The sequence below is a fragment of the Kitasatospora sp. NBC_00458 genome (assembly GCF_036013975.1).
Lineage (GTDB): Bacteria > Actinomycetota > Actinomycetes > Streptomycetales > Streptomycetaceae > Kitasatospora.
Map to the genome: position 1 here is coordinate 5,837,909 of NZ_CP107904.1, position 25,778 is coordinate 5,863,686.

At 73.0% G+C, this 25,778-nt stretch carries 18 protein-coding genes; 11 read left to right on the top strand and 7 right to left on the bottom strand.

Going from position 1 to position 25,778, the window contains the following annotated elements:
* The first annotated feature begins 335 nt into the window (after nucleotides 1-335).
* The 11 genes from OG550_RS24380 to cimA all read left to right on the top strand — a co-directional run bounded on the left by OG550_RS24380 (nucleotide 336) and on the right by cimA (nucleotide 18,273).
* The gene (locus OG550_RS24380) at nucleotides 336-3,263 is read left to right on the top strand and encodes a putative bifunctional diguanylate cyclase/phosphodiesterase (protein WP_327684102.1); all 2,928 of its coding nucleotides are present in this window, start codon (nucleotides 336-338) and stop codon (nucleotides 3,261-3,263) included.
* Nucleotides 3,264-3,572: 309 nt separating this feature from the next.
* Nucleotides 3,573-5,426 carry an acetolactate synthase large subunit gene (locus OG550_RS24385; RefSeq protein WP_327680925.1) on the top strand — a complete coding sequence of 618 codons (1,854 nt, stop codon included), beginning with the start codon at nucleotides 3,573-3,575 and terminating at the stop codon, nucleotides 5,424-5,426.
* Nucleotides 5,427-5,464: 38 nt separating this feature from the next.
* Complete coding sequence (ilvN, locus tag OG550_RS24390) at nucleotides 5,465-5,989, top strand: acetolactate synthase small subunit (RefSeq protein WP_327680927.1); 525 nt, start codon at nucleotides 5,465-5,467, stop codon at nucleotides 5,987-5,989.
* Nucleotides 5,990-6,149: 160 nt separating this feature from the next.
* A complete protein-coding gene (gene ilvC / locus OG550_RS24395) occupies nucleotides 6,150-7,148 on the top strand; it encodes a ketol-acid reductoisomerase (protein WP_327680929.1) in 999 nt (332 codons plus the stop codon).
* A gap of 237 nt (nucleotides 7,149-7,385) precedes the next feature.
* Nucleotides 7,386-8,969 (top strand): phosphoglycerate dehydrogenase, encoded by a 1,584-nt coding sequence (gene serA, locus OG550_RS24400; protein WP_327684104.1) that lies wholly within the window; start codon nucleotides 7,386-7,388, stop codon nucleotides 8,967-8,969.
* A 348-nt stretch (nucleotides 8,970-9,317) separates the two neighbouring features.
* On the top strand, nucleotides 9,318-9,479 hold the full coding sequence (locus OG550_RS24405) for a hypothetical protein (protein ID WP_327680931.1): 162 nt from the start codon (nucleotides 9,318-9,320) through the stop codon (nucleotides 9,477-9,479).
* 256 nt (nucleotides 9,480-9,735) lie between these two features.
* Complete coding sequence (locus tag OG550_RS24410; RefSeq protein ID WP_327680933.1) at nucleotides 9,736-13,128, top strand: S8 family serine peptidase; 3,393 nt, start codon at nucleotides 9,736-9,738, stop codon at nucleotides 13,126-13,128.
* 115 nt (nucleotides 13,129-13,243) lie between these two features.
* Nucleotides 13,244-13,807 carry a Uma2 family endonuclease gene (locus OG550_RS24415; RefSeq protein WP_327680935.1) on the top strand — a complete coding sequence of 188 codons (564 nt, stop codon included), beginning with the start codon at nucleotides 13,244-13,246 and terminating at the stop codon, nucleotides 13,805-13,807.
* Between the two features lie 68 nt (nucleotides 13,808-13,875).
* Nucleotides 13,876-14,913, top strand: coding sequence for a 3-isopropylmalate dehydrogenase (locus tag OG550_RS24420; protein WP_327680937.1), 1,038 nt, complete (start codon nucleotides 13,876-13,878; stop codon nucleotides 14,911-14,913).
* Nucleotides 14,914-15,162: 249 nt separating this feature from the next.
* Nucleotides 15,163-16,275, top strand: coding sequence for a branched-chain amino acid aminotransferase (locus OG550_RS24425; RefSeq protein WP_327680939.1), 1,113 nt, complete (start codon nucleotides 15,163-15,165; stop codon nucleotides 16,273-16,275).
* Nucleotides 16,276-16,662: 387 nt separating this feature from the next.
* Complete coding sequence (gene cimA / locus OG550_RS24430) at nucleotides 16,663-18,273, top strand: citramalate synthase (RefSeq protein WP_327680941.1); 1,611 nt, start codon at nucleotides 16,663-16,665, stop codon at nucleotides 18,271-18,273.
* Between the two features lie 259 nt (nucleotides 18,274-18,532).
* Here the strand turns inward: cimA and OG550_RS24435 are convergent, their stop codons facing one another.
* The 7 genes from OG550_RS24435 to OG550_RS24465 all read right to left on the bottom strand — a co-directional run bounded on the left by OG550_RS24435 (nucleotide 18,533) and on the right by OG550_RS24465 (nucleotide 25,776).
* Complete coding sequence (locus OG550_RS24435; RefSeq protein WP_327680943.1) at nucleotides 18,533-19,117, bottom strand: GTP-binding protein; 585 nt, start codon at nucleotides 19,115-19,117, stop codon at nucleotides 18,533-18,535.
* Nucleotides 19,098-19,796, bottom strand: a complete 699-nt coding sequence (locus OG550_RS24440) for a DUF742 domain-containing protein (RefSeq protein ID WP_327680945.1) — start codon at nucleotides 19,794-19,796, stop codon at nucleotides 19,098-19,100. The genes OG550_RS24435 and OG550_RS24440 overlap by 20 nt, the downstream gene beginning before the upstream one ends.
* Nucleotides 19,797-19,957: 161 nt before the next feature.
* Nucleotides 19,958-20,371: a roadblock/LC7 domain-containing protein gene (locus tag OG550_RS24445; RefSeq protein WP_043468791.1), complete on the bottom strand. Its 414-nt coding sequence runs from the start codon at nucleotides 20,369-20,371 to the stop codon at nucleotides 19,958-19,960.
* A gap of 10 nt (nucleotides 20,372-20,381) precedes the next feature.
* Nucleotides 20,382-23,816 (bottom strand): sensor histidine kinase, encoded by a 3,435-nt coding sequence (locus tag OG550_RS24450; protein ID WP_327680947.1) that lies wholly within the window; start codon nucleotides 23,814-23,816, stop codon nucleotides 20,382-20,384.
* A 399-nt stretch (nucleotides 23,817-24,215) separates the two neighbouring features.
* Entirely contained in the window at nucleotides 24,216-24,794 is a 579-nt protein-coding gene (locus OG550_RS24455; RefSeq protein WP_327680949.1) for a GTP-binding protein, read from the bottom strand.
* A complete protein-coding gene (locus OG550_RS24460) occupies nucleotides 24,775-25,200 on the bottom strand; it encodes a DUF742 domain-containing protein (RefSeq protein ID WP_327680950.1) in 426 nt (141 codons plus the stop codon). Before OG550_RS24460 ends, OG550_RS24455 begins: the two co-directional genes overlap by 20 nt.
* A 162-nt stretch (nucleotides 25,201-25,362) precedes the next feature.
* A complete protein-coding gene (locus OG550_RS24465; protein ID WP_043468791.1) occupies nucleotides 25,363-25,776 on the bottom strand; it encodes a roadblock/LC7 domain-containing protein in 414 nt (137 codons plus the stop codon).
* Nucleotides 25,777-25,778 lie beyond the last annotated feature (2 nt).

Consider the following 25,778-nt stretch of genomic DNA (forward strand, 5'->3'; position numbering starts at 1 on the left):
CCACCAGGCGCGCGGCCGGTGGTCCGTGGCCGGGGCGCCAGGCCCCGGGCCGGAGGGGGAGAGGCCGAGTGAGCTCCACCGACGCGGTGCTGCCCGGAGCCGGACGGCCGGAGGCGCCGGACACCGCCCTGCCCGCGACCGGCCCACCCGCGGCCGGCCGGTCCACCGCCGTGCCACCCGCGGCCGGTCGGTCCACCGCCGTGCCACCCGCGGCCGGTCGGTCCGCCGCCGGCCCGTCCGCCGGCGACTGGTCCGCCGCCACCCGGTTCGCGGCCCCCGGCGGGCCCCGGGGAGGCCCCCCGGGCGGGACCGACCGGTTCGGCCCGGCCCGCCGCGTGCTCTACAGCCGCAACCTGCCCGGGATCGCCCTCGGCCTGCTCTGCCTCGCCTACACCCTGGGCGCGGCCCTCGGCTGGGGATCACGCCAGGTCGCCCTCTTCATGGGCGACTTCGGCCTGGCCGCGGCGGCCCTCGCCGCCGCGCTCTCCTGCCTCGCGTACGGGTGCACGGTCGGCGGCCACGCCCGCCCGGCCTGGCTGCTGTTCGGCCTCTCCTCGCTCATGGTCGCCTTCGGCAACGGCACCTGGGGCTGGTACGAGCTGGTCGAACGGACCCCGCTGCCGCAGAACTCCCTCGCCGAGTACGCCTTCCTGCTGTTCGCCCCGCTCGCCATCACCGGCGTCCTGGTGCTCGCCCAGCGCCCCCGCACCGCCGCCGGCTGGCTCTGCCTGCTGCTGGACGGCTGGCTGGTGGCCGGCTCGCTGTTCACCCTCAGCTGGAGCCTCGCGCTCGGCCGCACCGCCGCCGGCGAGGTCGGCTCACCGATCCGGCTGGCCCTCAACCTGGCCTACCCCGTCCTGGACATCCTGCTGGTCTCCCTGGTGGTCGGGCTGCGCTTCGGCGGCCGGGACGGCAACCGGGCGGCCGTCCACACCGCCATGGTCGGCCTCGCCGTCACGGTGCTCTGCGACGCCCTGTTCACCTCGCCCGAGCTGCGCAGCAGCTACCACTCCGGCGAACTGCTGGACGCCGGCTGGTTCGCCGGGAGCCTGCTGCTCGCCTGGGCGCCGTGGTCCCCGCGCTGGCGCCGCCCGCTGCGCGAGCACCCGGCCCTCGGCGGCCTGCCCCGGCGCCGGGTCGCCACCACCTTCAGCGCGCTCACGCCGTACGCGGCGGCGGCCGTCTGCACCGCCGGCATCCTCTACAACGCCCTCGGCGGGCGGTCGCTGGACCGGGTGGTGGCCTCGGCCGCCTGCACCGTCGGCCTGGCGCTGATCCTGCGGCAGGGCATCATGCTGCTCGACAACCTCTCGCTGGCCCAGGAGCTCGCCCACAAGGAGGCGCACTTCCGCTCCCTGGTGCAGGGCTCCAGCGACGTCATCATGATCGCCGGCGCCAACGGGGTGCTGTCCTACGTCTCCCCGGCCGCGCTCGGCGTGTACGGGCGCGACCCCGAGGAACTGGTCGGCGGCAACCTGCTCGACCTGATCCACCCCGAGGACGTCGACCGGGTGCTGCTGGAGGTCCGCCGCTTCCTGGCCCGCGGCCGGCTCGCCGCCCACCGCGCGGGCGGCGGCGCCGAACCGGCCGCCGCCCGGGTGGAGTGCCGGATCGGCTCCGGCGACGGCGAGTGGCTGCACGTCGAGTCGACCGTCGACCGGTACCGCGACGGCCTCATCCTGAACAGCCGGGACGTCACCGAACGCGTGATACTCCAGGCCCAGTTGCAGCACAACGCCTTCCACGACCCGCTCACCGACCTGCCCAACCGGGCGCTGTTCACCCAGCGGCTGCGCGCCGCCCTGGCCACCCGCAGCCAGCAGGACGAGGCGGGCGCCGGCGTGGCCGTGCTCTTCCTCGACCTGGACGGCTTCAAGGCCGTCAACGACACCGCCGGCCACCAGGTCGGCGACGAACTGCTCGTCCAGGCCGCCCGCCGGCTGCAGGGCGCCGTGCGCTGCGGCGACACCGTCGCCCGCTTCGGCGGCGACGAGTTCGCCGCGCTGGTCTGCGGCCCGCTCGGCCGCCTCCAGGTGCAGGAACTCGCCGAACGGCTGCGGACCGCGCTCTCCGAGCCCTACTGGATCGGCGGCGTCGAACTCAGCGTCGCCGCCAGCATCGGCATCGCCTTCGGCACCCCCGAACGGGGCCCGGCCGCCGACCCGCGCGCCGCCACCGACGAGCTGATGCGCAACGCCGACCTCGCGATGTACCGGGCGAAGTCCGAGGGCAAGGGCCGGGTGGTGCTCTACACCCCGGCCATGCGGGCCGACCTGGAACGCCGCACCGAACTGGACGAGCGGCTCCGGGCGGCCGTCCGGGAGGGCGGCTTCACCCTGCTCCACCAGCCGGTGGTGGACCTCGCCAGCGGCGTGGTCACCGCCGTCGAGGCCCAGGCCCGCTGGCGCTCCGCGCAGGGGCTGCTGCTGACCCCCGCCGAGTTCCTGCGCTCCACCGAGCCGGGCGACGCCGCCACCCGGTTCTCCCGCTGGCTGATCCACGAGGCGGTCGCCGCCGCCGCGCTGCGCCGCGGCCTGCCGCTCCGCGGCCGCCCGGCGCCGCCGCCCGTCCCGGTCTCGATCCGGCTCTCCGCCGAGCGGCTCTGCGCGCCCGGCCTGTACGAGGCGGTGGTCGGGGCGCTGCGGGACAGCGGGCTGCCCGGCGGCCAACTGGTCATCGAAGTGGCCCGGATGGGGCCGGACGCGCTGGCCGACGAGCTCGGCCGCAGACTCGGCGCCCTGCGGGTGCTGGGCGTCTCCACCGCGCTGGCCGGCTTCGGCGCCGGGCACGGCTCGCTCGGCGCGCTGGCCCGGCTGCCGTTCGACGGCCTCAAGCTGGACCGCACGCTCGTCCAGGGCCTGGGGGAGTCCCCGCTCAGCCGGACCCTCGCCGGGCACGCGCTGCGGCTCGGCCGCGACCTCGGTCTGGTCACGGCGGCCGAGGGCGTCGACCTGCCCCGCCAGGTGGCCGTGCTGCAGGAACTCGGCTGCCGCCAGGGCCAGGGCTCGGCCTTCGCCCCGCCGCTCGACGAGACCCGGCTGCGGCGCGCGCTGGCCCGCCGCGCCTACCCGCTGCCGAGACCGCTCGGACCCCTGTCGGCGCGGCGCGCGTACCTCGCCGCGGACGCCCGTACGAGTGGCCGCGGCGAGGCCGGGCCGGGACGTGTCGTACCTCACCACGGCGCCTCCGACCTGCCCGAACACCGGGCCGTCGCAGGTCCGGGAGCGGGTCCGCATGGCGAGACTGTCATCCCACCTGCTTGACAGTCGACCCTTGACGGGAGGAAGGTCGTTGCCATGCGCACCCGAATTCTCGTACTTGGCGGGCGCGTCGGCTGAGCGGGCGATGCCCTGCTCGTGACAGACCGACGCGCCACCCCTCGCATGCCCTTGGCACGAGGGGTTTTTTGTTGCACTGACGCTGTTCCACCACCGCAAGACCCCTGGCCCCGAGCCCCTCGAATAGGGACGATTGGGGCAGAGCCGGCGATCGGCCCGCAAGCGGGACCCCACCCCTCGACCCACCGGGGCCCGGAACCACCGGGCCGGCAAGAACCGAGAAGAGACAGGCAGATGACTGAGCACGCCGCATCCCCCCGCCGCGGGGACACCCCGGCCGCCCACGCTCCCGCTCCCCAGCACGTCGTCGAGACCATGACCGGCGCCCAGTCGCTCATCCGCTCGCTGGAGGCCGTGGGCGCGGACACCGTCTTCGGCATCCCGGGCGGGGCCATTCTTCCCGCGTACGACCCGCTGATGGACTCGGCCAAGGTGCGCCACATCCTGGTCCGCCACGAGCAGGGCGCCGGCCACGCCGCGACCGGCTACGCCCAGGCCACCGGCCGGGTCGGGGTCTGCATGGCGACCTCCGGCCCGGGCGCGACCAACCTGGTGACCCCGATCGCCGACGCCTACATGGACTCGGTGCCGATCGTCGCGATCACCGGCCAGGTCGCCTCCAAGGCGATCGGCACGGACGCCTTCCAGGAGGCGGACATCTGCGGCATCACCATGCCGATCACCAAGCACAACTACCTGGTCACCGACCCGGCCGAGATCCCCCGGGTGATCGCCGAGGCGTTCCACATCGCCGCCACCGGCCGCCCCGGCCCGGTCCTGGTCGACATCGCCAAGGACGCGCTGCAGGCCACCACCACCTTCCGCTGGCCGGTGGAGACCTCGCTGCCCGGCTACCGCCCGGTGACCAAGCCGCACGCCAAGCAGATCCGCGAGGCCGCGAGGCTGCTGGTCTCCGCCAAGCGCCCGGTCCTCTACGTCGGCGGCGGCGTCATCAAGGCCGGTGCCACGGCCGAACTGCGCATCCTGGCCGAGCTGACCGGCGCCCCCGTGGTCACCACCCTGATGGCGCTCGGCGCCTTCCCGGACAGCCACCCGCAGCACCTGGGCATGCCCGGCATGCACGGCACCGTCCCGGCCGTCACCGCGCTCCAGAAGTCCGACCTGCTCTTCACCCTCGGCGCCCGCTTCGACGACCGGGTCACCGGCAAGCTGGACAGCTTCGCGCCGTACGCCAAGGTCGTCCACGCGGACATCGACCCGGCCGAGATCGGCAAGAACCGCCCCGCCGACGTGCCGATCGTCGGTGACGCCCGCGAGGTGCTGGCCGACCTGATCGTCGCCGTGCAGGCCGAGTTCGACGCCGGCCACAAGGGCGACTACGCGGACTGGTGGGAGAAGCTCGACGAGTGGAAGAGGACCTACCCGCTGGGCCACGAGCCCGCCCCGGGCGGTCTGCTCTCCCCGCAGCAGGTCATCGAGCGGATCGGCCGGCTGGTCGGCCCGGACGCGATCTACGCGGCGGGCGTCGGCCAGCACCAGATGTGGAGCTCGCAGTTCATCCAGTTCGAGAAGCCGGGCACCTGGCTGAACTCCGGCGGCGCCGGGACCATGGGCTACGCGGTGCCGGCCGCGATGGGCGCCAAGGCGGGCCGTCCGGAGACCGCGGTCTGGGCGATCGACGGCGACGGCTGCTTCCAGATGACCAACCAGGAGCTGGTCACCTGCGCCCTGAACGACATCCCGATCAAGGTCGCGGTCATCAACAACGGCTCGCTGGGCATGGTCCGCCAGTGGCAGACCCTCTTCTACAACCAGCGCTACTCCAACACCGTGCTGCACGCCGGCCCGGACCACGACGGCATCGAGCCGCCGGCCCAGGGCACCCGGATCCCCGACTTCGTCCTGCTCTCCGAGGCGATGGGCTGCGTCGGTCTGCGCTGCGAGCGCCCGGAGGACCTCGACGCGGTGATCAAGCAGGCCATGGAGATCAACGACCGCCCGGTGGTCATCGACTTCATCGTCCACCAGGACGCGATGGTCTGGCCGATGGTCGCGGCCGGCACCAGCAACGACGAGATCCAGTTCGCCCGGGGCGTCCGCCCCGACTTCGGCGACGACCTCGACTGAAGCCCCCACCTCCAGAACGACCTAGGGAACAGAGACCCATGTCCAAGCACACCCTCTCCGTCCTGGTCGAGAACAAGCCCGGCGTGCTCGCCCGCATCGCCGCCCTGTTCTCCCGTCGGGGCTTCAACATCGACTCCCTCGCCGTCGGCCCCACCGAGCACCCGGACGTCTCCCGGATGACCATCGTGGTCAACGTCGAGGACCTCCCGCTGGAGCAGGTCACCAAGCAGCTCAACAAGCTCGTCAACGTGATAAAGATCGTCGAACTCGACCAGGCCGCTGCGATCCAGCGGGAACTGGTCCTGGTGAAGGTCCGCGCCGACAACGAGACCCGGTCGCAGATCGTCGAGATCGTCCAGCTGTTCCGCGCCAAGACGGTCGACGTGTCCCCGGACGCGGTGACCATCGAGGCCACCGGGAGTTCGGACAAGCTGGAGGCCATGCTCCGGATGCTGGAGCCCTACGGCGTCAAGGAGCTGGTCCAGTCCGGTCTGGTCGCCATCGGGCGCGGCGCCCGTTCGATCACGGACCGCTCGCTGCGCGCCCTCGACCGCAGCGCGTAACCGCCCGCGGGGCGCCCGCCACCACCCCTCCGGCGGCGCGCCGGCGCGCGGCACCGCCGCCCGTCTCACACCCTGAAGCACCGTCCCACCGCATCGCCGGGTCCACGTACGGTTGGAACCGCAGTACCCGGCAACACCACACGCAAGGAGATGTGCCCCCGTGGCCGAGCTGTTCTACGAAGACGACGCCGACCTGTCCATCATCCAGGGCCGCAAGGTCGCGGTCATCGGCTACGGCAGCCAGGGCCACGCCCACGCGCTGTCCCTGCGCGACTCGGGCGCGGACGTCCGGGTCGGCCTGAAGCCGGAGTCCAAGTCCCGCCAGAAGGCCGAGGAGGCCGGGCTGCGCGTGGTCACCCCCGCCGAGGCGGCGGCCGAGGCCGACGTCATCATGATCCTCGTCCCGGACCCGATCCAGGCCGACGTGTACGAGGCGGACATCGCTCCGCACCTGAAGGCCGGCGACGCCCTGTTCTTCGGCCACGGCCTGAACATCCGCTTCGGCTTCATCAAGCCGCCGGCCGACGTCGACGTCTGCATGGTCGCCCCGAAGGGCCCGGGCCACCTGGTCCGCCGCCAGTACGAGGAGGGCCGCGGCGTCCCGGCGATCGTCGCCGTCGAGCAGGACGCCACCGGCGGCGCGTTCGCCCTGGCGCTGTCCTACGCCAAGGGCCTGGGCGCCACCAAGGCCGGCGTCATCAAGACCACCTTCACCGAGGAGACCGAGACCGACCTGTTCGGTGAGCAGGCCGTCCTCTGCGGTGGCACCGCCGCCCTGGTGAAGGCCGGGTTCGAGACCCTGGTCGAGGCCGGCTACCAGCCGGAGATCGCGTACTTCGAGTGCCTGCACGAGCTGAAGCTCATCGTCGACCTGATGTACGAGGGCGGCCTGGAGAAGATGCGCTGGTCGGTCTCCGAGACCGCCGAGTGGGGCGACTACGTCACCGGCCCCCGCATCATCACCGACGCCACCAAGGCCGAGATGAAGAAGGTCCTCACCGAGATCCAGGACGGCACCTTCGCCAACACCTGGATCGCCGAGTACAAGGCCGGCCTGCCCAAGTACAACGAGTACAAGAAGGCCGACGAGGACCACCTGCTGGAGTCCACCGGCAAGAAGCTCCGCAAGCTGATGAGCTGGGTGAAGGAAGAGGCCTGAGCCTCCCCTGATTTTGTAACGCCCTTGTACAACTAGGCTGCTCCCGTCCGGGTGATTTCGCCGGACGGGAGCAGCCTGGTACCCAGCCCGTCGATACACTTCCGAGTGCGCGTCAGGCCCACAGCGTCGTGCGTCTACCTACGCGGCATGCCACCTTCCCCCCGCCTTCCACGCCACCTTCGTGCCGGGGAGAACCGGACAGTTAAGGACAACACTGTCGTGAGCACTGCTAACACTGTGAAAACCGGCGTCGTACTGATCGCCGAGGAGCTGTCGCCCGCCACCGTCGACGCCCTCGGTCCCGACTTCGAGATCCGCCACTGCAACGGTGCGGACCGCACCGAGCTGCTGACCGCGATCGCGGACGTCGACGCCATCCTGATCCGCTCGGCCACCAAGGTGGACGCCGAGGCGCTGGCCGCCGCCCGCAAGCTGAAGGTCGTCGCCCGGGCCGGCGTCGGCCTGGACAACGTCGACGTCTCCGCCGCCACCAAGGCCGGCGTCATGGTCGTCAACGCGCCGACCTCGAACATCGTCACCGCCGCCGAGCTCGCCTGCGGCCTGCTGATCTCCGTCGCCCGCAACATCGCGCCGGCCAACGCCGCGCTCAAGCAGGGCGAGTGGAAGCGCAACAAGTACACCGGCGTCGAGCTGAGCGAGAAGGTCCTCGGCGTCGTCGGCCTCGGCCGGATCGGTGTGCTGGTCGCCCAGCGGATGTCCGCGTTCGGCATGAAGATCGTCGCGTACGACCCCTACATCCAGGCCGCCCGGGCCGCGCAGATGGGCGTCAAGCTGGTCTCCCTGGAGGAGCTGCTGGAGGTCTCGGACTTCATCACCGTCCACCTCCCGAAGACCCCGGAGACCATCGGCCTGATCGGCGACGAGGCCCTGCACAAGGTCAAGCCGAGCGTCCGGATCGTCAACGCCGCCCGCGGCGGCATCGTCGACGAGGAGGCGCTCGCCTCCGCGCTGCGCGACGGCCGGGTGGCCGGCGCCGGCCTCGACGTGTACGCCAAGGAGCCGTGCACCGACTCGCCGCTGTTCGCCTTCGACAACGTGGTGGCCACCCCGCACCTGGGCGCCTCCACCGACGAGGCGCAGGAGAAGGCCGGCATCGCCGTCGCCAGGTCGGTCCGGCTGGCGCTGGCCGGCGAGCTGGTGCCGGACGCGGTCAACGTCCAGGGCGGCGTGATCGCCGAGGACGTCCGCCCGGGCCTGCCGCTCGCCGAGAAGCTCGGCCGGATCTTCACCGCGCTGGCCGGCGAGGTGGCCGTCCGGCTCGACGTCGAGGTCCGCGGCGAGATCACCCAGCACGACGTGAAGGTGCTCGAACTCTCCGCGCTCAAGGGCGTGTTCGAGGACGTCGTGGCGGAGACGGTGTCCTACGTCAACGCCCCGCTGTTCGCGCAGGAGCGCGGTGTCGAGGTGCGCCTGACCACCTCCAGCGAGAGCCCCGAGCACCGCAACGTGATCACCGTGCGCGGCACCCTGGCGAACGGCGAGGAGATCGCCATCTCCGGCACGCTGTCCGGCCCGAAGCAGACCCAGAAGATCGTCGGCGTCGACGCCTTCGACGTGGACGTGGCGCTCACCGACCACATGGCCTTCTTCAAGTACGAGGACCGCCCGGGCGTGGTCGGCGTCCTCGGCCGCCACCTCGGCGACGCCGGCGTCAACATCGCCGGCATGCAGGTGGCCCGTGACGGCGCCGGCGCGCTGGCCTCCATCACCGTGGACAGCCAGATCCCGCAGGACGTCCTGACCGCCATCGCCGGCGAGATCGGTGCCCGCTTCGCCCGCTCGGTCGACCTGGGCGCCTGAGCCCCGGGACGCCCCGACGACAGGGCCCGGACCACCGTTCGAACGGTGGTCCGGGCCCTGCTGCTTTCCTCCGGGTGACACCCGTCTCAGATAGTAGGAAATCCAAGTATTCGTGCAGACACGGCCGCGCGCCGGTCGTACCGTGGAGGAGTCATACGGTGTGCCGCCCCTGTAGCCAGGGCGTTCGGCCCGTGTGGACCCGCATGCCCGATGGGCGGGTGATCCCCGCCCGGCGTGCCGCCCCGTGATCCGCCGCCGCCCCGTGCGGCCGCGCTTCGCACGGACCCTCCTGTTCCACACCCTCCTGTCGCGACCCTCCCCGGCGCGCAACGAACCTAGGAGCCCGGCATGTCCCCGACCGCAGACCGCCACGCCGCTTCCGCCCCCGCCGCCATCACGACCCGCGCCCCGCGCCGCCGCCGGGCGGCCGAGCGGAACCCCTTCGCCGCCGCCGCGCTCCAGCGGGCGCTGGACCGCCGCGACAACGGCGGTTCGGCCGGCCGCCCCTGATCCGGCCACCCCTGACTCCGGCCGCCCCGGGACGGGCCGGACCCACCGGCCCGGCGTTCATCCTCCGAATGGGCCGATCGGGCTGACGGCCCGTCACTCCGGAGAGTGCAAGTTGCCACCGTTCGAGGGATGTTGCTCGCCCTGACCGGCGCGATATTCCTAATTTGGGGCTCCCGGAAGGGTGATCGACGGCCGCGCGGGCGGGCGTCAGCGGCACGGCTTGCGGATCAGCTCCCCCGGCCGGGGAGAGGGTCCCATGCGTCAGCCGACCGTCCGCCGACCGCTCGCCAGGATCGGCCTCACCCTGGCCCTCGTGGCCGGGCCGGTCCTGCTCGCCACCGCCCCCGCGGCCGGCAGCCCGCCGGGCGCCCCGCCGGGCCCGCCGTCCTCGGCCGGACCCCCGGCCTCCGTCCTGCTGGAACTCGGCACCGAACCCGCCGCCCCCGCCTGGCGCCGGGCCGGTGCCGAGGCCCGGCGCGCCCAGCGCTCCCCGGAAGCCGTCCGGCGCGAGGCCGCCCGGGCCGGCGCGGGACAGCGGGCCCGGGCCTCCGAGGCCCTCGACCGGCTCGTCGGCGCCGTCCGCGGCGCCGCCCCCACCGCCCGGGAGCTCTACCGCACCCGCACCCTGCTCACCGGCCTCGCCGTCACCGTGCCCGCCGACCGGCTGCCCGCGCTGCGCGCCCTGCCCGGGGTCGCCGCCGTCCACCCGATCGTCCGCAAGCAGCGCGCCAACGCCCACTCCGTGCCGGTCACCGGCGCACCCGAGGTCTGGGCCGGGGCCTCCGCCGACGCCTCCCCGGGCGCCGGGGGGAACACCGGCCGGGGCGTGCGGATCGGCGTCGCCGACAGCGGCATCGACTACACCCACGCCGACTTCGGCGGCCCCGGCACCGAGGAGGCCTTCACGGCGGTGGACGGCGCGAAGCCCGCCCCCGCCGGGCTCTTCCCCAACGCCAAGGTGGTCGGCGGCCGCGACCTCGTCGGCGACGACTACAACCCCGACCCGGCCTCCCCGCACTACCAGCCCGAACCCCGCCCCGACGACAACCCGATCGACTGCGCCCGCAACGGGCACGGCACCCACGTCGCGGGGACCGCCGCCGGTCTCGGCGTGACCACCGACGGCCGCACCTACCCCGGCCCGTACCGGCCCGGCCTCGACCCGGCCGGCTTCAAGGTCGGCCCCGGGGCCGCGCCCGGCGCCCAGCTGTACGCGATCCGGGTCTTCGGCTGCGACGGCTCCACCGACCAGCTCGCCCAGGCCCTCGACCTGGCCGCCGACCCCGACGGCGACGGCGACCTCGGCGACCGGCTCGACGTCCTCAACCTCTCGCTCGGCAGCCGGTTCGGCTCCACCGACGACGCCGACGCCCTCGCCGTCGACCGGCTGTCCGAAGCCGGCACCGTCGTGGTCGCCGCGGCCGGCAACGAGGGCGACGTCTACGGCATCGGCGGCAGCCCCGGCACCGCAGCCCGGGCCGTCGCCGTCGCCGCCTCCGTCGACCCGCACAGCGACGCCGACGGCCTCACCGTGCTCGCCCCCGAACCGCTCGCCGGCGTCGTCCCCGCCCACTGGAGCGCCCGGTACCAGGACTGGTCCACCGCCGACGTGACCGGCACGCTCGCCCTGCCCGCCGACCAGTCCGACGGCTGCACGGCGTTCGGCGAGGCCGACCGGCAGCGGATCACCGGGAAGATCGCCGTCCTCGCCTGGCGCACCCGCGAGTCCGAGCGCGCCTGCGGCTCCGGCCCGCGCGCCGACCACGTCGCCGAGGCCGGCGCGATCGGCGCCCTGCTCGCCGCCGACGACGACCACCTCGCCGAGATCGCGGGCAACGACCGCGTCCCGCTCGCCCTGCTCGCGCACGCCGACGGCGAACGGCTCCGCGCCGCCGCGGCCGACGGCGAGGTCCGGGTCCGGCTCGCCGCCCCCGGCAACCCGCTGCACGGCGTCGTCCCCCAGGACCAGCCGCAGCGCCTCGACACCCTCACCGACTTCACCTCCCGGGGCATCGGGGTGCCCGGCGTGGTCAAGCCCGACCTGGCGGCCCCCGGCGAGACCATCTGGTCCGCCAGGGTCGGCAGCGGCAGCGGCGGCCAGCGCGAGGACGGCACCTCGATGGCCACCCCGCACACCGCGGGCCTGGCCGCGCTGGTCCGCTCCGCCCACCCCGACTGGACCGTCGAACAGGTCAAGGCCGCGCTGATGAACACCGCCGGCGACACCTGGGTCGGCGACGGCGCCACCGGCCCGGTCTACGGCCCCGAGCGCACCGGCGCGGGCCGCGCCCGGGTGGACCGCGCCGTCCGTACCCCCGCCGTCGCCTACGCGGCCGGCCCGGGCGCGGTGGAGGGCGCGGTCGGCGTCTCCTTCGGCCCGGTGGCGGTCGGCGGACCGCTCACCCTCGACCGCGAGGTCGAGGTGCGCAACCTCTCCGGCTCCCCGCTCTCCTACCGGACCGGGTACGCGGCCGCCACCGAGCTGCCCGGGGCCCGCTTCGACGTCGCGCCCGCCCGGATCGACGTCCCGGCCGGCGGCAGCGCCCGGGTCCGGGTCACCCTGGCCGTCCCCGGACGGCTCGGCCGCCTCCCCGACCCGACCATCGCCACCCTCCAGGGCGGCAAGGCCCGCACCTACCGGGGCGAGCTCTCCGGGCGGCTGCTGCTCACCCCGGACGACCGGGCCGTCCCCGAGCTGCGGGTGCCCGTCCTGGCGGCCCCCCGGGCGGTCTCCGACCTCGCCGCCACCACCGCGGTCCGCACCACCCGGGCGAACGCCCTGGCCGCCCTCGCCGGCACCGCCGCCCCCGGCGAGGGGCCCGGCCTGCTCAGCGCCCTCGCCCTCGGCGGGGAGGCCGCCCGCTGGCCCGACTGCCCGCCGAACAGCGGCGCGGCGGTCGGCCCGGGCGCGGGCATCGTGCCCGAGGACAGCGCCGACGGGGCCGCCGCGATCCAGGACGTCTGCGTCGAGCGCGCCGGTGACCGGGCCGCCAACCTGCGCGCGGCCGGCGCCGCCACCGACGCCCCCGCGGTCGGCGGCGACCCGCTGGCCGGCGGCACGCTCTACCTCGGCGCGCAGGTCTGGGCGCCCGCCGCCACCCCGGTCGGCCTGTTCGCCGTCCGGGCCTCGCTGGACACCGACGGCGACGGCGCCACCGACGTGATCGTCAAGGCGGACCGGCAGCGCGGCAGCGACGTCCTGGTGGCCCGCGCCCTGGACGCCCGCACCGGGGCCGAACTGGACGTCCAGCCGCTCAACGCACGCTGGGGCGACACCGACACCGCGCTGCTGGACAGCGACGCCCTGGTCCTCCCGGTCCGGCTGAGCGCCCTGCCGGGCGTCCGGGAGGGGCACAGCACCGTCCGCTACGCGCTCTGGACCGGCGTGGCCACCTCGGGCAAGCCGGACCCGGCCGGGGCGTTCTCGGCGATCGGGCTGCGCGGCACCCGGCCCACCCTGGCGGTCGACGTCCTGCACCCGGCCGTGGACGTCCGGGCCGGCCAGGGCGGCCCCGCCGCCGTCGCCGCCCCCGCCGGGCCCGGCACCGTCCTCGACATCCGCCGCACCGAGGGCGACCGGTCCCGCCTGCTGCTGCTCCACCACCTCAACCCGGACGGCGCCCGCGGCCAGGTGCTGGACCTGCCGTAGCCGCCCCGGGGGAGCGCCCGCCGAACGGCGGGCGCTCCCCCGAGAGGGCGAAGTGCCCGGCGACCGGCCCGAGTAGCCTGAGACCAGCCACGAGGATGCCCCCATGGGAGGAACCATGAGCGTCGCGCCGTACCCCGACTGGATTCGGCCCCCTGTCGGTGGTTACACCGCCGAGGACCTCGACCGGCTGCAGGATCTCCCGCCGCACACCGAGTTGCTCGACGGGAGCCTGATCTTCGCGAGCCCGCAGACGAAGTTCCATGTGAGGACGAAGCGCCTGCTGGAGCGTGCGTTGGAGCAGGCTGTTCCGGACGGTTGGGAGGTCTGGCCCGAGATGACGGTGACCATCGACCGACGGAACCGTCCGGAGCCGGACCTGCTCGTCGTGAACGCGTCCTCGGACACCGGGCACCTTCAGACGACCTTCGACGCCGAGCACGTGCTGCTCGCCGTCGAGGTCGTCTCGGAGGAATCGCGGGACCGGGACCGGGAGGTCAAGCCGCGGAAGTACGCGCGGGCAGGGATTCCCCACTTCTGGCGCGTCGAGTGCGACGAGGGGCGTCCGATCGTCTACACCTTCGAGATCGACCCGGCCACGGGCCTGTACGGCCCCACCGGCATTCACCACAAGCAATTGAGACTGACCCGGCCCTTCCCGCTCGACGTCGACCTCCTCTGACCCGCGCGGCATGTCCGGATAGTGGACGCCGGATGTCAGGGTCTGGGACACCGGAGTAGCCTCCGAGCATGTCTCGCACGATTCGTCTCGCAGTCGTCCCCGGTGACGGTATCGGCCAGGAAGTGGTGGCCGAAGGCCTCAAGGTCCTCGGCGCGGTACTCCCCGCCGACGTGAAGCTGGAGACCACCGAGTTCGACCTCGGCGCCCGGCGCTACCACCGCACCGGCGAGACGCTGCCGGACAGCGTCCTCGCGGAGCTCAAGGCGCACGACGCCATCCTCCTCGGCGCCATCGGCGACCCGAGCGTCCCCTCGGGGGTGCTGGAGCGCGGGCTCCTGCTGAAGCTGCGGTTCGCCTTCGACCACCACATCAACCTCCGCCCGGGCCGGCTCTTCCCCGGTGTGAAGTCCCCGCTGGCCGGCGAGCCCGCCATCGACTTCGTGGTCGTCCGCGAGGGCACCGAGGGCCCGTACGTCGGCAACGGCGGCTCGCTGCGCACCGGTACCGAGCACGAGGTGGCCACCGAGGTCAGCCTGAACACCGCGTTCGGCATCGAGCGGGTCGTCCGGGACGCCTACCGGCGCGCCGACGCCCGCCCGCGCAGGAAGCTGACCCTCGTCCACAAGAACAACGTGCTGGTGCACGCCGGCCACCTGTGGACCCGGATCTTCGAGCAGGTCGGCCGGGAGTTCCCCGAGGTCACCACCGAGTACCTGCACGTCGACGCGGCGACCATCTTCTTCGTCACCCAGCCCGAGCGGTTCGACGTCATCGTGACCGACAACCTGTTCGGCGACATCCTGACCGACCTGGCCGCCGCCGTCACCGGCGGGATCGGCCTGGCCGCCAGCGGCAACATCAACCCGAGCGGCGACTTCCCGTCGATGTTCGAGCCGGTGCACGGTTCGGCGCCGGACATCGCGGGCCAGGGCAAGGCCGACCCGACCGCCACCGTGCTGTCGGTCGCCATGCTGCTCGACCACCTCGGCCTCGCCGCCGAGGCCGCCCGGATCGAGGCCGCGGTCGCCGCGGACCTCACCGAGCGGACCGGAACCCGTACCACCGCCCAGGTCGGCGACGCGCTCGCCGCCCGAGTATCCGGCTAGGCCGGAACCGAAAGTAGGTAGTCCGGCCTGGCAGGGCCGGAACCGACAGACGGTGTTCCGGCCGGTGGGCCGGACCCCATAACGGCAGCTCGCGGCTCCCCGAGGAGCCGACGACTGTTCGGCACGGCCCTCTGGATGCGAGTATCGACAGTGGGCCGTGCCGTCGTGCGTCCGTTTCGGAGCAGTTCCCCGAGACGTTCACCCGGCGGAGGCGGCCCGGACCAACCCCACGGTGAAGGACACACAGCCATGAGCACGCCCACCCAGGCGCCCATCACGTTCGACCTCAAGCCCTCCGCCCACCCGCTCTCCGACGCGGAGCGCGAGGCCCGGCTGGTTAACCCGGGTTTCGGACGGGTCTTCACCGACCACATGGTCACCATCCGCTGGACCGAGGGCGTGGGCTGGCACGACGCCCAGCTGACGCCGTACGCGCCGCTGGAGATCGACCCGGCCAACATGACCCTCCACTACGGCCAGGCGATCTTCGAGGGACTCAAGGCGTACCGCCAGGCCGACGGCTCGATCGCGACCTTCCGCCCGGAGGCCAACGCCGCCCGCTTCCAGGCCTCGGCCCGTCGCCTGGCGATGCCGGAGCTGCCGGTCGAGGCCTTCGTCGAGGCCGTCGAGCTGCTCGTCCAGCAGGAGCAGGCCTGGGTCCCGAACGAGCCGGAGCAGAGCCTCTACCTGCGCCCGTTCATGTTCGCCACCGAGGTCGGCCTGGGTGTCCGCCCGGCCAACTCCTACATCTTCATGATCATCGCCTCTCCGGCCGGCGCCTACTTCCCCGGCGGCGTCAAGCCGGTCTCGGTCTGGCTCTCCGAGGACTACGTCCGCGCGGCCCCGGGCGGCACGGGCGCCGCCAAGTGCGCCGGCAACTACGCCGCCTCGCTGGTCGCCCAGGCCGAGGCCGCCGCCAAGGGCTGCGACCAGGTGGTCTGGCTCGACGCCGCCGAGCACCGGTGGATCGAGGAGATGGGCGGCATGAACCTGTACTTCGTCTTCGGCGAGGGCGCGGACGCCCGGATCGTCACCCCGGAGCTGTCCGGCGCGCTGCTGCCCGGCATCACCCGCGACTCCCTGCTCCAGCTCGCCGCCGACCTCGGCCACCCGGTCGAGGAGCGGAAGATCTCCACCGAGGAGTGGAAGCGCGGCAACGCCGACGGCACCCTCACCGAGGTGTTCGCCTGCGGCACCGCCGCCGTCATCACCCCGGTCGGCTCGGTCAAGTCCCGCGGCGGCGACTGGACCGTCGGCGCCGGCGAGCCCGGCCCGGTCACCATGGAGCTGCGCAAGGCCCTGCTCGCCATCCAGGGCGGCCAGGCGCCCGACACCCACGGCTGGCTGCACAGGATCGTCTGACCGCCGCGGCGGTACGGCCCCAGGGCGCCCCGCGACGGCGGGGCGCCCTGGCGCGTCCGGGGCCGTTCCGGATACCGAGACGGGGCGGCCGGATCCCGGATGGATGTGCCAGACTTCGAGCGTGTCCTCGCTTTCGCTGATTATTAGCAGCAGGCGCGCCGGTCCGCAGTGACCGCTCCCGCAGTACCCGATGCGGAGCGACCACCAGCGTCCAGACCCGCGCGCAGACCTCTCGCACCCGCGAGGGGTCTTTTTGTTTCCCCCGGACCGGCCGGAGCCCCCACAAGGGGCCGAGGGACACCGGGCGCGCGCGGGATGCTGGACAGTGGAGCCGGACCAGAACCGGCAGAGCAGCACCCGACCTCCCGGAACGGAGAACCCAGGGTCATGACCCAGGCGAGCAACCTCCCAGACGACGCCTTCCACGTCTTCGACACCACCCTGCGCGACGGCGCCCAGCGCGAGGGCATCAACCTCACGGTGGCCGACAAGCTGGCCATCGCCCGGTACCTGGACGAGTTCGGGGTCGGCTTCATCGAGGGCGGCTGGCCCGGCGCCAACCCCCGGGACACCGAGTTCTTCGCCCGCGCCGCCACCGAGCTCGACCTGGCCAACGCCCGGCTGGTCGCCTTCGGCGCCACCCGCCGGGCCGGCGGCAGCGCGGCCGACGACCCGCAGCTCGCCGCCCTGGTGAACTCGGGGGCGCCGGTCGTCACGCTGGTCGCCAAGGCCCACGACCGCCACGTCGAACTGGCCCTGCGCACCACGCTGGACGAGAACCTGGAGATGATCCGGGACAGCGTCGCCCACCTGCGCGCCCAGGGCCGCCGGGTCTTCATCGACTGCGAGCACTTCTTCGACGGCTACAAGGCCAACCGGGACTACGCCCTCGCCGTGGTCCGCGCCGCCCACGGGGCCGGCGCCGACGTGGTGGTGCTCTGCGACACCAACGGCGGCATGCTGCCGGCCGGCGTGCACGAGATCGTCGCCGACGTGCTCCGCGAGACCGGTGCCCGGCTCGGCATCCACGCCCAGGACGACACCGGCTGCGCCGTCGCCAACACCCTGGCCGCGGTCGACGCCGGTGCCACCCACGTCCAGTGCACCGCCAACGGCTACGGCGAGCGGGTCGGCAACGCCAACCTGTTCCCGGTGGTCGGAGCGCTGGAGACCAAGTACGACCGCCGGGTGCTGCCCGCCGGCAGCCTGGCCGAGATGACCCGGATCTCGCACGCCATCGCCGAACTGGTCAACCTGACCCCGTCCACCCACCAGCCCTACGTCGGCTTCTCCGCCTTCGCCCACAAGGCCGGCCTGCACGCCTCCGCGATCAAGGTCGACCCGGACCTCTACCAGCACATCGACCCCGGGACGGTCGGCAACACCATGCGGATGCTGGTCTCCGACATGGCCGGCCGGGCCTCCGTCGAGCTCAAGGGCAAGGAGCTCGGCTACGACCTCTCCACCGACCGCGACCTGGCCGGCCGGGTGGTGGCCAGGGTCAAGGAGCAGGAGAGCCTCGGCTACACCTACGAGTCGGCCGACGCGTCCTTCGAGCTGCTGCTCCGCGACGAGGTGCGCGGCAACCGGCAGCGCTTCTACACCCTGGAGTCCTGGCGGACCATCAGCGAGCAGGGGCCGGACGGGAACCCGGGGAACGAGGCCAGCGTCAAGCTCTGGGCCAAGGGCGAGCGCATGATCGCCGCCGGTGAGGGCAACGGTCCGGTCGACGCGCTGGACAAGGCCCTGCGCACCGCGCTGGAGCGGATCTACCCGCAGCTGGGCAAGCTGGAACTGGTGGACTACAAGGTCCGCATCCTGGAGGGCCAGCACGGCACCGGCTCGAAGACCCGGGTGCTGATCGAGACCAGCGACGGCACCGCCGCCTGGTCCACGGTCGGGGTGGCGGACAACGTGGTGGCCGCCTCCTGGCTGGCGCTGGAGGACGCCTACACCTACGGCCTGCTGCGGGCCGGTCTGGAGCCGGGCACCGACTGAAGCGCGTGCGGGTGCGGCCCGTGGACCGGGAGGTCCGCGGGCCGCATAGTCGTCGCACGCGCCGTTCCCGCACCGGCCGTCCCGACGGGCGGCACCGGGGCACGCACCGGGGCATGCACCGGCACGGCGAGGACCGGCGCGGCACGCGTCGTCACGGCACGCGCCGCCACCGCGGGCGCCGCCGTCGCACCCGCGGGCGCCCTACCGGCCCGCGCCGTGCGGGCCGCCGCCCCGCACGCCGCGGCCGTACGCGCCGGAGTCAGCGGAGCCGGGCGAGGAGGGCGTGTTCGACGAGGGTGATGAGGGCGCTCTTGGCGCTGTCCCGGCGTCGGGCGTCAAGCGTGATGACGGGGGTGTCGGGGCCGAGCTGGAGGGCTTCGCGGACCTCGTCGGAGGTGTGGGGCTGGTGTCCGTCGAAGCCGTTGAGGGCGACGACGAAGGGGAGTCCGCTGTTCTCGAAGTAGTCGAGGGCGGGGAAGCAGTCGGCGAGGCGTCGGGTGTCGACGAGGACGACGGCGCCGATGGCTCCGCGGACGAGGTCGTCCCACATGAACCAGAAGCGGTCCTGGCCGGGGGTGCCGAACAGGTAGAGGATGAGGTCTTCGTCGAGGGTGATGCGGCCGAAGTCCATGGCGACGGTGGTGGTCGTCTTGCCGGAGACGTGGCTCAGGTCGTCGATGCCGGCGGACGCGCTGGTCATGACGGCTTCGGTGCGCAGCGGGTTGATCTCGGAGACGGCGCCGACGAGCGTGGTCTTGCCGACACCGAAGCCGCCCGCGACGACGATCTTCGCGGAGGTGGTCGCGCGGGTGGGGGCGGCCGCGTTAGAGCTTGCGAAGTCCACTGAGGACCCTTTCGAGCAGCGTGACGTCGGGCTGGTTTCCGGATTCGCCGCCGGAAGCGGGCTGGTGGATGGCGACCAGGCCGGCCTCGGCCAGGTCGGCCACGAGGATGCGGGCCACTCCCAGGGGAAGGGAGAGCAGCGCCGACACCTCGGCCACGGACTTCACCTCGGTGCACAGGGTGCAGATCCGCTGGTGCTCGGGGAGCAGGGTGGCCAGTCGCTGCGGATCCACGTCGGCCGAGACGAGCGCCTCCAGGGCGAGCTCGTACCGGGGGCGGGTGCGTCCGCCGGTCATCGCGAACGGCCGGATCAGCGGACCCGAGTCCTGCTCGTCCTCGAACTCGTCGCCCTGTCCGGGCCGCTGGGCCGACCGGCCCGCCTGCTGCCCGACACCCGGCCGGTTCCCGAGGCCGTGGCCGTGCTGCGGGCCGGCCGTCCCGTCCTGCGTCGGGTAGCCCGGCGGGGGCGCGTCGTAGGAGGGCTGCTGCTGGGGTCTGCCGTACTGGTCGTACTGCCCCGGCGGGTACGGCCGGCCGTACTGCGGCTGTCCGTAGTGCTGGCCGTGGAGCGGCTGGCCGTACTGCTGACCGTGGCCGACGCCGGGTGCTCCGAAGGCGTCATGGCCTGTGCCAGGGTACGGAACGCCGTACTGGCCGCTGCGGTCGTCGGGCGGTGTCACGGATCCTCTCCTCACAGGGTGCGGCGGTGCGGTGCGAGCTCGGGCACTGGTCCTGAGCCGGTGGTGCGAAGGCCGTACTACGTCCGAACCCGAGCCCGCCGAAGCGGGCCCGGGAGGGGCGCGGAGGTGCTTCGAATACCAGGACGGTATCCGACGGTCCGTCAGTGCAGGAGACTGCCCTGGAGTTCTGCGCGGAGTGCGGGGGTGAGGACGGCGCCGGCGCGGTCGACGAGCAGGGCCATCTCGTACCCGACGAGGCCGATGTCGGAGTCGGGGGCGGCCAGGACGGCGAGTGCGGAACCGTCGCTGACGGCCATCAGGAAGAGGAAGCCGCGCTCCATCTCGACGACGGTCTGGTTGACCTCGCCGCCCTCGAAGATCCGGCTGGCGCCGGTCGTGAGGGAGGTGAGGCCGGAGGCGACGGCGGCGAGCTGGTCGGCGCGGTCGCGGGGGAACCCTTCGGACATGCACAGCAGGAGGCCGTCCGCGGAGACCACCACCGTGTGCGACACCCCGGGGGTGTTGTCCACGAAATTGGTGATCAGCCAGTTCAGGTTCTGTGCGGCCTGGCTCATCTGACTCAACTCAACGCTCCTGGTGGTTCGAGCCGCCGAAGAGATCGGTGCTGCGATTCTGCTGTCCGTTGCCGGACGGGTCTGCCTGATCGGGGTCGATCCGGAAGCTTCCGGTACTGCCGGCGTTGCGGCCCTGCTCGACACCGCGGCGCAGGTTGGTGAGGCGGCCACGGACCTCCTCGGGCGTGCGGGAGACCTGCGGCCCTTCCTGCGGGGTGGGCTTGGCGTTGCCGGCCACCAGGTTCTGCTTGGGCACCCGGCGGGGCAGGCCCGACGGGGTGGTGCCGCTGGAGGAGGGCTCGCGGAGCTGCTCGGCGCGCTGCCAGTCGCCGTCGTTGGGCGACTGCCAGGCCGCGCTGCCGGCACCGGTCGGGCCGGTGGGCCCGTACCCGCCGAGGGCGGACACCTCGTGGCCGCGCGGCTCGGCCGTGGACGCGGAGGTGTCCTTGGCGCCGGCGAACCAGTTCGGGCTCTCGCCGCCCTGGCCGGAGGAGGCCGGCCCGGACGGGAACCCGCCGCCGGCCAGCTGCTGGCCGGGGCGGCGCTGCGGCAGCCCGGACGCCAGGGTCGAGGGGGAGGTGTCGGCGGCGGGGAGCGCGGGCTGCTCCGGGGCGTACGGGTGGCCGGCCGGGGCTTCCTCGGCCTGCCGGCCGTACTGCTGGTCGCCGTAGCCGTCGTACCCGTCGTAGCCCTGGGACTGGTCCTGGGACTGGTCCTGGTACTCCTGCCGGCCGTACTGGTCGTCCCCGTAGCCGGACTGGTCGTAGCCCTGCTGCGGGTACTGGTCGTAGCCGTCCTGCTGGTAGCCGTTGCCGTCGTAGCCGCCGTCCTGGCCGTAGCCGTACCGGTCGTCGGCGTAGCCCTGGTCGTAGCCCTGCTGGCCGTACTGCTCGTCCTGGCCGTAGCCCTCGTCGTTGCGGCGGCCGTAGGCCGGGTAGTCCTCGTCGACCTCGGCGTCGAGGACCGGCGGCTCCTGGCCGGCGTGCGGCCCGGACTCCAGCGCGGCGCGGCGGACCTGGTCCAGGCGCTGCGAGCGCTGGACCGCCTCCAGGGCCGGGCTGAAGCCGCTCGACCCGGCGTTGCCGATGCCGGTGAGGTGGTCGTCGAAGCCGAGCTCGGCGGCGCTGCGGGCCTGGTCCTGGCCGAGGGCGGCCCAGTCGGCCGCGGACGGCTCCTGGTCGGCGAAGATCCGGGAGACGGTGAACTGCTCCTCGGGCTCCGGCGCCGCGGCCATGATGGTCAGGAACGGCGGGAGCATGACCAGCGAGGTGGTGCCGGCCGACTCGCCCGAGGGGCGGAGCTGGACGCGGATGTCGTGCCGCTGGGAGAGCCGGCCGACCACGAACAGGCCCATGCGGCGGGAGATGGTGGCGTCGACCGTGGGCGGCTCGGCCAGCTTCTCGTTGATCTCGGCGAAGTCCTCGGCGGTGAGGCCGATGCCCTTGTCGTGGATCTCGACCAGCACCCGGCCGTCCGGCAGGCGGGTCGCGTTGACCAGGACCCGGGTCTGCGGGCTGGAGAACGAGGTGGCGTTCTCCAGCAGCTCGGCGAGGAGGTGGACGAGGTCGGTCACGGCGGCGCCGACGACCTCGGCCTCGGGGATGCCGGAGAGCTCGACGCGCTCGTACTGCTCCACCTCGGAGGCGGCGGCGCGGAGCACGTCGACCAGCGGGACCGGGGTGTTCCAGCGGCGGCCGGCCTCTTCGCCGGCGAGGACGAGGAGGTTCTCACCGTTGCGGCGCATACGGGTCGCGAGGTGGTCCAGCTTGAAGAGGTTCTCCAGCTGGTCCGGGTCGGCCTCGTTGTTCTCCAGGTCGGTGATCAGCGCCAGCTGGCGCTGGATCAGGCCCTGGCTGCGGCGCGACAGGTTGGTGAAGATCGCGTTGACGTTCCCTCGCAGCAGCGCCTGCTCGGCGGCGAGCGCGACCGCCTGCCGGTGGACCTGGTCGAAGGCCCGGGCGACCTCGCCGATCTCGTCCTTGCCGTGCAGGGGGATCGGGGTGATGTTGGTGTCCACCCGGTCCGGGTCGGTCTTGGAGAGCTTCTCGACGAGGTCCGGCAGGCGGTGGTCGGCGATCTCCAGGGCGGCGTTGCGCAGGGTGCGCATGCCGAGGATCATCGAGCGGGCCACGTAGCCGGTGAGCACACCGGCGAGGACCAGCGACGCGAGGACGATCAGCGCGTTGAGGATGGCGTCGAAGCGCGCGTTGTCGCGCAGGGCCGCGGCGTCCTGGAGCACGTCGTCCAGCAGCACGACCTCGGTGGCGCGGAGGCTGGCGATGTGGGTGTTGGCGGCCTGGTTCCAGTTCTCCGGCGTCAGGCCGGAGTCCTTGGCCTCCTTGTAGGCCCGGTCCGCGGCGTCCTTGCCCTGCGCCTGGCCGATGGCGGCGGCCTGGCTGTACGCGGCGCCGAGGTTGAGCAGGCCCTGCATGGTGGGGACGGTGCCGTTGGGCATCCGGTAGGCGGCGCGCTGGTCGGCGTTGGCCTGGGCGACCTGGGCGTCCGAGTAGCGGCGGGCGTCCTCGGGGGCGCTGCCGGTGTTGAACTCGGAGAGCGCGGTCTGCTCCAGGCGCTGGGCGACCAGCAGCTGCTGGATCAGGTCGGAGTTCTCGTACCGGGTGGTGGCGCCGGCGGAGATGCCGACCAGCAGGTGCAGCATGAGCGCGCGCTGGGTCGAGGCGGAGGCCTTCGCCAGCGACATGGCGTAGATCGAGCGGCCCTTGCTGGTGAGGTTGGAGGAGCCGAGGCCGACCGAGTTGTCGTAGGCCAGCAGCGGGGCGAGCATCACCGAGTAGGCCGAGGCGGTCGCGGAGGCGAACAGGTTGGGGCTGTAGGCGTTGGCGCGCAGGTGCGGCAGCGCCCCGACGACGCTCTGGAAGGCCTCGTGGCGGCGCGGGAGCTCACCGGACTTGTCGCTGGCCTCGTAGGCCGCGTTGTAGGCCTTGAGGGCGGCGTCGGTGGTGGAGCGCGCCTTGGTGACGTCGTTGTTCGGGTCCTGCTTGGTGAGCAGGGGTATCAGCGTCTTGTCGCGCTCGCTCTCCAGCGACTCGGCCAGTTCGGTGGCGGCCTTGGCGAGGGTGGCGGTCCGCTGGGCGCGGTCGGCCTTGATGAAGCCGTCGAACGAGGTGTTGACGCGCAGACCGCCGAAGATCAGGCCGATGACGACCGGGATCATGAGGATCGCGATCAGACGGGCCGGCACGCGCCAGTTGCGCGGGCGCAGGAAGTCGTACCGGCTGCCGCCCTTGCCGCCGGCGTCCTCCGGTTCGGGGCCGCTCTGGCGGTCCTTGCCCGGGCTCTGCGGCTGTGGCGCGGGGGCGGCCGGTGGCCGTTCCTCGGTCGGCGTGAACGCCGAGAACCCTGCCGGGCTCGGTGCGGTGCCGTTCGGCTCGCTCTGGCGGGGCTCGGAGCGCCGCTGCGGGGCGACCTGCTGCTTACGCCTCACTCGACAACTACCTCTCGGCCGACAGCCGGCCATGGATCAATCCAGCGCTACCCCCGGGGTCCGTCCGTTCCGGGGAACGACGGCCGTATGGATTCAGGGGTAGCTGGAATTTCAGCACGTGCAGGGATGGGGGACAAACAGCTGCCGGTCAGCGCTCTGCTGGGAACATTTGGGACATTCGCCGACATGACGGCGCAAAACTGTGGTCTTCTGGCGCTGAGTGGTGCTGATTCGCTACAAACAGTCATTGTTGATCACAAAATGCCTACCGAACTGTTATCCGCCGCTTATGAGGGGGTCTTGCGCGCGGCGCCCGGACGACATCTCCCCGCAAGCGGACGCGCCCCGGCACTCCGCCGCGGTGGCGGGGTGCCGGGGCTGCCGACCTGCGGGTTCCGCTCAGCGGAGCCGGGCGAGGAGGGCGTGTTCGACGAGGGTGATGAGGGCGCTCTTGGCGCTGTCCCGGCGTCGGGCGTCAAGGGCGATGACGGGGGTGTCGGGGCCGAGCTGGAGGGCTTCGCGGACCTCGTCGGAGGTGTGGGGCTGGTGTCCGTCGAAGCCGTTGAGGGCGACGACGAAGGGGAGTCCGCTGTTCTCGAAGTAGTCGAGGGCGGGGAAGCAGTCGGCGAGGCGTCGGGTGTCGACGAGGACGACGGCGCCGATGGCTCCGCGGACGAGGTCGTCCCACATGAACCAGAAGCGGTCCTGGCCGGGGGTGCCGAACAGGTAGAGGATGAGGTCTTCGTCGAGGGTGATGCGGCCGAAGTCCATGGCGACGGTGGTGGTCGTCTTGCCGGAGACGTGGCTCAGGTCGTCGATGCCGGCGGACGCGCTGGTCATGACGGCTTCGGTGCGCAGCGGGTTGATCTCGGAGACGGCGCCGACGAGCGTGGTCTTGCCGACACCGAAACCGCCCGCGACGACGATCTTCGCGGACGTCGTGGCACGGGTGGCTCCGTTAGAGCTTGCGAAGTCCACTGAGGACCCTTTCGAGCAGCGTGACATCGGGCGTTCCGCCCGACTCGCCCGCGGCGGCGGGCTGGTGGATGGCGACGAGGCCGGCCTCGGCCAGGTCGGCCACGAGGATGCGGGCGACACCGAGCGGAACGCCGGCCAGAGCGGAGATCTCCGCGATGGACTTGACCTCACGGCAGAGGCTCACGATCCGGGCGTGCTCGGGCAGCAGGCCGCCGGTCCGCTCGGCGGAGCCGGTCGTCGAGATCAGCGCCTCGATCGCGAGCTGGTACCGGGGCCGGGTGCGGCCTCCGGTCATCGCGTACGGGCGGACCAGCGGCTGCTGCTCGTAGCCGTCGGACTGCTGCCCGCCGTAGCCGCTGCCGTACCCGCTGCCGTACGAGCCGGCGGGTGTCGAAGGCGGGGTCATGGGTCCTCCTTGTGCTGCAGCCTGGGGCAGCCGGTTCCAGCTGGGGTGGTTGCCAGCTGAGGCGAAATCAGCTGCCTGAGGGTAGCTGAGGGTGGAACGCCGGGTCCGGTCGGGTCGGACCCGGCGGGGAGGTGGGACGGGTGGGATGCCCGCTCAGTGCACTCAGTGCAGGAGACTGCCCTGGAGTTCTGCGCGGAGTGCGGGGGTGAGGACGGCGCCGGCGCGGTCGACGAGCAGGGCCATCTCGTACCCGACGAGGCCGATGTCGGAGTCGGGGGCGGCCAGGACGGCGAGTGCGGAACCGTCGCTGACGGCCATCAGGAAGAGGAAGCCGCGCTCCATCTCGACGACGGTCTGGTTGACCTCGCCGCCCTCGAAGATCCGGCTGGCGCCGGTCGTGAGGGAGGTGAGGCCGGAGGCGACGGCGGCGAGCTGGTCGGCGCGGTCGCGGGGGAACCCTTCGGACATGCACAGCAGGAGGCCGTCCGCGGAGACCACCACCGTGTGCGACACCCCGGGGGTGTTGTCCACGAAATTGGTGATCAGCCAGTTCAGGTTCTGTGCGGCCTGGCTCATCT

What these genes read in the sequence shown, in the direction of transcription:
- OG550_RS24410 (WP_327680933.1), top strand. Translation starts at nt 9,736, where the DNA reads ATGCGTCAGCCGACCGTCCGCCGACCGCTCGCCAGGATCGGCCTCACC.
- cimA (WP_327680941.1), top strand. Translation starts at nt 16,663, where the DNA reads ATGACCCAGGCGAGCAACCTCCCAGACGACGCCTTCCACGTCTTCGAC.
- OG550_RS24425 (WP_327680939.1), top strand. Translation starts at nt 15,163, where the DNA reads ATGAGCACGCCCACCCAGGCGCCCATCACGTTCGACCTCAAGCCCTCC.
- OG550_RS24385 (WP_327680925.1), top strand. Translation starts at nt 3,573, where the DNA reads ATGACTGAGCACGCCGCATCCCCCCGCCGCGGGGACACCCCGGCCGCC.
- OG550_RS24415 (WP_327680935.1), top strand. Translation starts at nt 13,244, where the DNA reads ATGAGCGTCGCGCCGTACCCCGACTGGATTCGGCCCCCTGTCGGTGGT.
- OG550_RS24465 (WP_043468791.1), bottom strand. Translation starts at nt 25,776, where the DNA reads ATGAGCCAGGCCGCACAGAACCTGAACTGGCTGATCACCAATTTCGTG.
- OG550_RS24420 (WP_327680937.1), top strand. Translation starts at nt 13,876, where the DNA reads ATGTCTCGCACGATTCGTCTCGCAGTCGTCCCCGGTGACGGTATCGGC.
- OG550_RS24405 (WP_327680931.1), top strand. Translation starts at nt 9,318, where the DNA reads ATGTCCCCGACCGCAGACCGCCACGCCGCTTCCGCCCCCGCCGCCATC.
- OG550_RS24460 (WP_327680950.1), bottom strand. Translation starts at nt 25,200, where the DNA reads ATGACCCCGCCTTCGACACCCGCCGGCTCGTACGGCAGCGGGTACGGC.
- OG550_RS24445 (WP_043468791.1), bottom strand. Translation starts at nt 20,371, where the DNA reads ATGAGCCAGGCCGCACAGAACCTGAACTGGCTGATCACCAATTTCGTG.
- ilvN (WP_327680927.1), top strand. Translation starts at nt 5,465, where the DNA reads ATGTCCAAGCACACCCTCTCCGTCCTGGTCGAGAACAAGCCCGGCGTG.